This window comes from Aureimonas sp. N4 (assembly GCF_001463925.1).
Taxonomy (GTDB): domain Bacteria; phylum Pseudomonadota; class Alphaproteobacteria; order Rhizobiales; family Rhizobiaceae; genus Aureimonas; species Aureimonas ureilytica_A.
Genome location: NZ_BBWS01000056.1, coordinates 21989 through 28921, shown reverse-complemented (window position 1 = coordinate 28921; position 6933 = coordinate 21989). Strand labels below are relative to the sequence as shown.

Here is a 6933-nt window from a genome sequence, read left to right as displayed (position 1 = left end):
CCTAGCTTTCCAAAGGCAGATGTTCTCTGAAGGCCTGAGCCGTACCTCACCCGATGAAATGGAAGCTTTCGTGAAGGGTGGGCGAGTGGGAGAGACATAAGCCATCGCGAACACTCAATCCCAATTGCTTACTTGAGCACGTCGGACGGTAGCCACCCCTTCGCGATCCAGCCGCGACGCCGAAGCTGCCGTCGTGCCCACATCTCCGACACGCCGAGCGCCAGCGCGAGGTCGCCGGTCGCCTGCGCCCGCTTGAGGTCCGCGCGGTTGAGTTCCGCCGGGTCCGGTGCCTCCGACCGGCGGAGTTCGCGCAGCCGCTCGTCGGCCTCGGCCAAGTCCACGAGCGCGGCCAGCGCCGGCCGGCGGTCCACGAGGTGCTGCCGACGCCGGGCCTGCCGCTCGGCGGGCGTCATGGGCCGGGCGTCCGCGCGGACCGGTCGTCGGCCCTGACGGGGCTTCGGTGGCTCGTCTGGCGGGGTGTCGGACATAGCAGGCGGCTCCGTTTCGTGAGTCACGGAATGGCCGGGTGGGCGTCGGGGCGCAAGGGGGTGCCCCCTCGCCCACCCGGCCCTGCGGCCCGGCTCCGACCCTCCCCCGGGAGGGTCTCACGCCCCACGCGGGGCGTTGCCGGGTTCGGCCGGCTCGCGACGGCTGCGCCGTCACTCACCGTCCGCCAAGGGCACGGTGCTGACCTTCTTCCGGCGGATCGGTCGCCGGATGGCGGACGGGTCGAGGTACGGCGTGATGTCGACGCCGGGGAACGTGATGCGGCGCACGTCCTCGATCTCGGCGGGTTCGAGGTGCGGGTCGCCGTAGTGACCCTGCGCGCCGGGAATAATGTGCCCCATGACGCGATCGGCCGTCAGGTCGGGAACGCGCGCGTTGCGCAGCGCCGAACGGAAGTTGTGGCGGAGGGAGTAGAACGACACCTTCTCCGCCTTCGCGCCGGCCCTTTCGATGTCGAGGTTCAGCCGCCGCCCGACGTCCTTGGAGTAGTAGCCGTACTTGTCGGGTTTTAGGGTCGGGAAGAGACGCCCTGCCCGTCTGCGGCGCGACTTCACGAAGTCGAGGAATCCGGCCCGCACGAGATCGTCGTGTAGGGGGATTTCCCGGCGCGCGGCGGCCGACTTCAGCTTGAGCCGGGCGGCCTCGGGCAGCCGTTCGAGTTCGTCGCGGTCGAGGATGGTCAGGAGGTCAAGGAGCCACATTCCGTTCCGCTGGATGATCCGACTCGGATCGACCTGACACAACTCGTTGAGGCGTGCACCCGTGTAGAGCGCGAGGAGCGGTAACCAGTAGTCGGGCGAGGTCTGAGGACGTGTCGCGACGACGTGCCGAAAGAATCGCGACAAGTCGTCCGGCTTGAACGGCCGCCGAGCCTCGTCGGCCCGCATCTGGGGGTCCGTCCGCGTCGAGACGATGCCTCGGCCGGGATTCCGCTCGATGGCGCGCCGGTCGTCGGCGAGCCACGTGAAGAAGGTCTTCAAGGGTGAGAGGTAGTCGTCGTCCACCGACTTCGGCCCCATGAGGTCAAACGGTGTCAGGCGCCGCGCGTTCGCGGCAATGGCGGTTTCCGGATCGCTCGTCTTGAAGCGGAGTTGCCAGCGGGCGGGCATCCGATCAAGGAGGTTGCGGTAAGCCTCGAAGTGCTCGCGCGTGTAGTCCCTGACGGGTAGGTCCCCGACCACCCGCGCGAACAACTCGACCTGCGGCCGGAGGGTGTCCAGATGTTTGGAGTTCTTGAGGGTCGTCGCCTTGACGTTGAGGTATTTCGGAAGCCAAGCCGACAGCGGCTCCGCTGACCAGCGGTCGCGGTGGGCGCCGAGGACCGTGGTCCGCATGTCGGCCATAGACGCGACCATCTCGGCCCGAAGCGTTTCGATCGCGTCGGACGGGGCGTGGCGGGCCTCCAGATCGGCGAGGCGGACGGCCTTCGCCCGGATGTCATCGGCCATGCCACGGAAGACAGGCAGCACGCGGGCCGCAGTGTCCCGCAGGTGATCGCCCGAAGCGGTGACGGCCGCGAGTTCGGCCGTGGCGGCGCGAAGGTCGGACGCGCGCTGGCGGAGCCGCGCGGCGGCGGCCGCGCCTTCCTCAAGCGACAGCGCGTCGTCCAGCAGGCGGGACAGCAAGGCACGGTCGGGCTGGTCGGGATCGGCGCCGATCGCCTGCCGCACGGCCTCCGCCCATTCGTCCACCGCCACCGTCATGCGCGCCGCCCGCCTCCTCGCGACGGCCAGTTCCGCCGTCCGAAGGGAACGTCGCACGTGCGAGTTGCCGAATCCTTGGCGAAGGTCTCGGGGCATCGCCCGCGTGAACCACCAGACCCCGCCGCGCCGTGAAAGATGAGTCGTCGCCATGCCTGCCGCCTGTGACATCAGGGTGTGACATCAGGCGGTTTTCGTGTCGGAAAATTCCGAGCAAAATCAATGACTTAGGGTTGGCGGATGGGGTGAGATTCGAACTCACGGTACGGTTCCCCGCACGGCGGTTTTCAAGACCGCTGCCTTAAACCACTCGGCCACCCATCCGATGCTGGCTTGTTTAAGGGAGAGGGGGCGGAGGCGCAAGCGTTTGTGATGGTGGCAGGAGCTGACCGGTCGGAGATGTCTCGTCAACGGTTGGAATCGGCACCGTGGTGGCTTCAGAAGCGCGGCTGTGAGCTTGGGGGTGGGGGCTGACACCGATCCAAGCTGCCCATCCGGAGAGCAAAAGAAAGCTTAGAGTATAAAGACCAGAGAGGCTTACTCTCACAATTCGAGAGGTCTGATCCGCCCATAGCTTCAGTCGCTTGTACAGGAAGAGATCGAGCATTCCGAAGGGGGCGGCCACAGTGAGCGGCACCAGGATCGCAAGCATCCAAAGCACACCGTTCGGAAGCGGCGGGGACTTGAGATAGATCGCGACCATAAGAGGTACGTGACAAAGATAGAGAGCGTAGCTCCAGTCCCCATAGCGATCGGCGAGCCTCGCCAAGCGGCCGTTCATTTGAGCGTCCGTGGAATTATAGGAGATCACCAATCCGACGAGAAGAAACGCCCCGACAGAGGCAACCCAGCGGTTGATGCCGAATGGGAAGACGTCGCAAATCAGGATGAGGCCGGCAGCGAGCATAGCCGTAGCCGGCTGAAACAACCCGCGCTCGCGCAAGGCTGGAACGAGGAGTCCGAAAGCAAACGCGGAATTGACGGCCATGAGGGGCAGCCACTCGATGGTTGGTGTCAGTTCGGCCTGAATTTGTGGGTGGAAGAGCGTTGCCGCTCCGATGATCAGCAACCAGATGGAAGCGATCCAGGAGAGACGGTTCTTCAGGCCTGCCAAGCTGCAAAGGAAGAGGAAGACGTAGAAGCACGTCTCGAAGAGCAGCGTCCACTCCACGCCGAGATAATAGACACGTCCCTCTCCCGCCGGAACCAAAGTCGCTGCCCAAAGATCGACTTCGCCCGGCCGCCGCCGAGCCAGGAGAACACTTGCGAGAACGATCAGGAAGATCGGATAGATCCGCAGGATCCGATGCAGCAGAAAACGCCAAGGGTCCGCTTTCGGCAGGATTTCCGCCATCAGGTAGCCCGAGATAGCGAAGAAGACTGCAACGCCCAACAAGCCGAAGCGCCCGTCGAAAACGTGGAAAAATGTATCGTCGCCGGTGATCTGCTTAAGGTAAACGCTCGCGTGATACAGGAGCACGAACAAGGCTGCGATGGCACGGAGCCATTGCAAATTCCTGTTGCGGGACCCGCCGTTTTGCAAAGGCGGATTTGCTGTGATCGCTTTTGAGTTGTTCGGCATCTGTACCACGATCTGAAATGCTTATGCGCGGTGCGATCAGATCGTCAGAATGGACGCCCCTGTCGTGCTACGTGACTCCAGTGCGCGGTGCGCGTCGGCGGCCTGAGCGAGTGGGAATGTCTGCTGGATTCGAATGGACACAGCGCCGCTCGCGACGACATCGAACAAGGCTGCGGCGCTCTGTTCGAGTTCCGCACGGGTCGCCGTATAGCCGTTCAGGCTGGGACGGGTCATGAAGAGCGAACCCTTCTGGTTGAGAATCCCGATATCGAAACCGGGGATTTTTCCGGAGGATTGTCCGAAACTCACAAACAAACCACGCCGCTTGAGGCAGTCGAGACTGTTCGGAAACGTGTCGCGGCCCACGGAATCGTAGACCACATCGCATTTTTCACCGTCGGTGAGGTCGCGCACAGCAGCGACGAAATCCTCGGACTTGTAGTCGATGACGTGATCGTAACCATGCTCGAGAGCCAAGGCGCATTTCTCCGGGCCGCCGGCGGTTCCGATCACGCGAGCGCCCAGATGTTTGGCCCATTGTCCGGCGATCAGACCGACCCCTCCGGCCGCCGCGTGGATCAGAACCGTATGGCCGGGACCGACGGTGAACGTCTGCCGAAGCAGATACTCGGCCGTCATTCCCTTGAGCATCATCGCGGCTGCGGTCTGAGTGTCGATCCCGTCGGGCAAGGTCAGGCATTGATCGGCTCGAACCACCACCTCTTCGCAATAGGCGCCATCCACGCCGCAATAGGCCACACGATCACCGACGCTCAGCGCGTGAACATCCGGGCCGAGTTCGACCACGACCCCCGCCCCTTCCTTGCCCGGCACGAAGGGGAGATGGGGTGCCTTGTATGTCCCGTTGCGAAAATAGACGTCGATAAAGTTGAGGCCGGCCGCCTCCTGCTGAACGCGAACCTCCCCCCCCTTCAGAGCCCGACGCTCGACATCGCGCCAGACCATCACGTTCGGACCGCCGATTTCGTTGACGACAATCGCGTGGGGCATGGTCAGTCCTCGAAGCTGGGCGAGACGTCGGATCGTCCCTGAAGTCGATCGATGAATTGCAGGATCCCGCCGATGCAGAACAGGTAGAGAGCCGAGAGGAGCACGCCGGTGCGAACCCACGTCGGGGCCTCGAACGCATAGGAGATCGCGATCAGTCCGAAGATCGACCAGACGGCAAAAACCGCTAGGTTGATGGTGCGTAGGCGCGCCACGCGGACCGGGTGAAGGAACTTGATGGGAAGGAATGTCGCGATCGAGCAGAACACGACGAAGGCGAAGGCGGTCCAATCATCCGGCTGCACAACGAAAAAGGTAAAGACCACCATATTCCACGTCACCGGAAAGCCGCGGAAATGGTTGTCCTTCGTCTTCATCCGCATGTCGGCGTAATAGACCGCACTGGTCACGACGATCAGTGCGGCAGCGACGAAAGACCAAGGCCGGCCGATGATCCCGGATTGGTAAAGTCCGAAGGCCGGAATGAGGACATAGGTCGAATAGTCGATGATGGCGTCCAGCATGTCGCCGGACCAGTTCGGCAGGACGTGCTTGATGTCCACGCGCCGCGCTATGGGTCCGTCGATCCCGTCCACGAACAGGGCAAGACCCAGCCACGCGAACATATGAACCCAGTTCTGCTCGGCAGCGGCGATGATGGAGAGGAACGCCCAGAAAGCACCGCTCGCCGTCAGCAGATGAACCGAAAAGGCGCGCCATTGCTTCAAATTCGCTGTCACGTCTTCCGCCAACCGTTAATTCGCTGCCCGCTGCCTAACGCAGGCGATATGCGGTTGTCATCCGTTCCGCAGGCCGTATCTCGCTTAAACACTGAAAAGAGATACAGTGAACCACGCGTTTGACCATTCGAAAGGCTCGGAATCGATGACCGAAATCCGTCGTGAAGTGGCTGTGATCGGTGGTGGCTTGGTTGGCTACGGCGCGGCGCTGGGTCTGGCAAAGGCAGGCTTCGAGACGATCCTGATCGCCCCGCAGGCGCCGGACGACAGGCGCTCCACTGCGCTGATCGGCTCGTCTTTGGACTTTCTCGCGACCTGCGGACTGATGGGCGAGATCGAGCGCGCGGGAGAACCACTTCGGGTCATGCGCATCATCGACGACACGATGCGACTTTTTCGCGCGCCCAATATCGAGTTCCACGCAAGTGAAATCGATCGGGATGCGTTCGGCATCAATATTCTGAACGCCGATCTGATGCGGATCTTTCGTTCGGCTGTGTCGGCGATGGCGGATCGTTTGACCGTCATAAGCGACGCGGTGACATCGATCGATGCGAAACAGGACCACGCTCATCTGACGCTGTCGTCGGGCGAGATGGTCAGAACCGGGCTCGTGGTTGGCGCTGACGGCCGGCGCTCGCGGGTTCGCGAAAGCGCTGGCATTTCGGTGCGGAACTGGTCCTATCCGCAGAGCGCGATCGTTCTGAACTTCGGCCATCAACGCGATCATGACGGCGTATCGACCGAATTTCATACCCGCACCGGCCCTTTCACCCAGGTTCCGCTGCCGGGTCGCCGTTCGTCTCTTGTTTGGGTTGAGCGGCCCGAAACCGCCGATCTCATCGTTTCCGCGCGGCCGGATCGCTTGTCACGCATGATCGAGGATCGATTGCATTCGATCCTCGGCGCGGTGGAGGTAGAGGGCGAGCCGCAGTCGTTCCCGCTATCGGGCGCTGCCGCCTCGCGCTTCGGCGCCGAGCGCCGTGTTCTCGTGGGCGAGGCCGCTCATGTGTTCCCTCCGATCGGCGCTCAGGGGCTCAATCTCGGCTTGCGGGACGTCATCGATCTCATCAAGGTGGCCGAGCGTCACAGAGACGATCTCGGAGGGCGGCGGATGACCGCCGATTACGACCGCGCTCGGGGCGCCGATATCGCGACGCGGACCGCAGCGGTCGACCTTCTCAACCGATCGCTTTTGTCCGGCCTTCTGCCAGTGCAACTCGCGCGAAGCGCAGGGGTCAGCCTCCTCTCTCGGCTTCCGCTTCTGCGCCGAACGCTCATGCGGGAAGGCGTGGAGCCCGGTTCGTCTTTCCGGTTGCCGGCTCGATCTGCGCGCCGGGACGATAGGGCGAGTTCGGTTTGACCGGCAAACGATCAGTTTGATCGGGCAAACGGT

The 6933-nt window shown here is 63.2% G+C and carries 6 protein-coding genes and 1 tRNA gene; 1 reads left to right on the top strand and 6 read right to left on the bottom strand.

What is annotated here, in order from left to right; translation table 11 throughout:
• Positions 1 to 128: 128 nt before the first annotated feature.
• The 6 genes from AUL28_RS19605 to pcsA form a co-directional block, all read right to left on the bottom strand.
• Positions 129 to 413, bottom strand: coding sequence for a hypothetical protein (locus tag AUL28_RS19605; protein WP_062222538.1), 285 nt, complete (start codon positions 411 to 413; stop codon positions 129 to 131).
• Between the two features lie 246 nt (positions 414 to 659).
• Positions 660 to 2360 carry a site-specific integrase gene (locus AUL28_RS19600; protein WP_308417350.1) on the bottom strand — a complete coding sequence of 567 codons (1701 nt, stop codon included), beginning with the start codon at positions 2358 to 2360 and terminating at the stop codon, positions 660 to 662.
• An 81-nt stretch (positions 2361 to 2441) separates the two neighbouring features.
• Positions 2442 to 2531 (bottom strand) — tRNA-Ser (locus AUL28_RS19595).
• A 13-nt stretch (positions 2532 to 2544) separates the two neighbouring features.
• Entirely contained in the window at positions 2545 to 3789 is a 1245-nt protein-coding gene (locus AUL28_RS19590; RefSeq protein ID WP_082640589.1) for an acyltransferase family protein, read from the bottom strand.
• 36 nt (positions 3790 to 3825) lie between these two features.
• Positions 3826 to 4800, bottom strand: a complete 975-nt coding sequence (locus AUL28_RS19585) for a quinone oxidoreductase family protein (RefSeq protein ID WP_062236049.1) — start codon at positions 4798 to 4800, stop codon at positions 3826 to 3828.
• A gap of 2 nt (positions 4801 to 4802) precedes the next feature.
• Entirely contained in the window at positions 4803 to 5549 is a 747-nt protein-coding gene (gene pcsA / locus AUL28_RS19580; protein ID WP_062236046.1) for a phosphatidylcholine synthase, read from the bottom strand.
• Between the two features lie 133 nt (positions 5550 to 5682).
• Between pcsA and AUL28_RS19575 the strand changes: the two genes are divergently transcribed.
• Entirely contained in the window at positions 5683 to 6900 is a 1218-nt protein-coding gene (locus AUL28_RS19575; protein WP_062236043.1) for a UbiH/UbiF family hydroxylase, read from the top strand.
• The last annotated feature ends 33 nt before the right edge of the window (positions 6901 to 6933 follow it).